Below are 1,732 nucleotides of genomic sequence, written 5' to 3' on the forward strand. Positions count from 1 at the left end.
ATCAGACAATCTGTGTGAGCACTGCAAAGAACAGTTCTTTAAGGTAAGGAGGTGATCCAACCGCAGGTTCCCCTACGGTTACCTTGTTACGACTTCACCCCAGTCATGAATCACAAAGTGGTAAGCGCCCTCCCGAAGGTTAAGCTACCTACTTCTTTTGCAACCCACTCCCATGGTGTGACGGGCGGTGTGTACAAGGCCCGGGAACGTATTCACCGTGGCATTCTGATCCACGATTACTAGCGATTCCGACTTCATGGAGTCGAGTTGCAGACTCCAATCCGGACTACGACGCACTTTATGAGGTCCGCTTGCTCTCGCGAGGTCGCTTCTCTTTGTATGCGCCATTGTAGCACGTGTGTAGCCCTGGTCGTAAGGGCCATGATGACTTGACGTCATCCCCACCTTCCTCCAGTTTATCACTGGCAGTCTCCTTTGAGTTCCCGGCCGGACCGCTGGCAACAAAGGATAAGGGTTGCGCTCGTTGCGGGACTTAACCCAACATTTCACAACACGAGCTGACGACAGCCATGCAGCACCTGTCTCACAGTTCCCGAAGGCACCAATCCATCTCTGGAAAGTTCTGTGGATGTCAAGACCAGGTAAGGTTCTTCGCGTTGCATCGAATTAAACCACATGCTCCACCGCTTGTGCGGGCCCCCGTCAATTCATTTGAGTTTTAACCTTGCGGCCGTACTCCCCAGGCGGTCGACTTAACGCGTTAGCTCCGGAAGCCACGCCTCAAGGGCACAACCTCCAAGTCGACATCGTTTACGGCGTGGACTACCAGGGTATCTAATCCTGTTTGCTCCCCACGCTTTCGCACCTGAGCGTCAGTCTTCGTCCAGGGGGCCGCCTTCGCCACCGGTATTCCTCCAGATCTCTACGCATTTCACCGCTACACCTGGAATTCTACCCCCCTCTACGAGACTCAAGCTTGCCAGTATCAGATGCAGTTCCCAGGTTGAGCCCGGGGATTTCACATCTGACTTAACAAACCGCCTGCGTGCGCTTTACGCCCAGTAATTCCGATTAACGCTTGCACCCTCCGTATTACCGCGGCTGCTGGCACGGAGTTAGCCGGTGCTTCTTCTGCGGGTAACGTCAATGAGCAAAGGTATTAACTTTACTCCCTTCCTCCCCGCTGAAAGTACTTTACAACCCGAAGGCCTTCTTCATACACGCGGCATGGCTGCATCAGGCTTGCGCCCATTGTGCAATATTCCCCACTGCTGCCTCCCGTAGGAGTCTGGACCGTGTCTCAGTTCCAGTGTGGCTGGTCATCCTCTCAGACCAGCTAGGGATCGTCGCCTAGGTGAGCCGTTACCCCACCTACTAGCTAATCCCATCTGGGCACATCCGATGGCAAGAGGCCCGAAGGTCCCCCTCTTTGGTCTTGCGACGTTATGCGGTATTAGCTACCGTTTCCAGTAGTTATCCCCCTCCATCAGGCAGTTTCCCAGACATTACTCACCCGTCCGCCACTCGTCAGCAAAACAGCAAGCTGTTTCCTGTTACCGTTCGACTTGCATGTGTTAGGCCTGCCGCCAGCGTTCAATCTGAGCCATGATCAAACTCTTCAATTTAAAAGTTTGATGCTCAAAGAATTAAACTTCGTAATGAATTACGTGTTCACTCTTGAGACTTGGTATTCATTTATCGTCTTGCGACGTTAAGAATCCGTATCTTCGAGTGCCCACACAGATTGTCTGATAAATTGTTAAAGAGCAGT

The 1,732-nt window shown here is 52.5% G+C and carries 1 rRNA gene; it reads right to left on the bottom strand.

The annotated features are described in order from the left end of the window. Window positions 1-44 precede the first annotated feature (44 nt). Window positions 45-1,586 (bottom strand): 16S ribosomal RNA (locus FEK46_RS22230). Window positions 1,587-1,732: the final 146 nt, after the last annotated feature.

Source organism: Escherichia sp. E4736 (genome assembly GCF_005781225.1).
Taxonomy (GTDB): Bacteria; Pseudomonadota; Gammaproteobacteria; order Enterobacterales; family Enterobacteriaceae; genus Escherichia.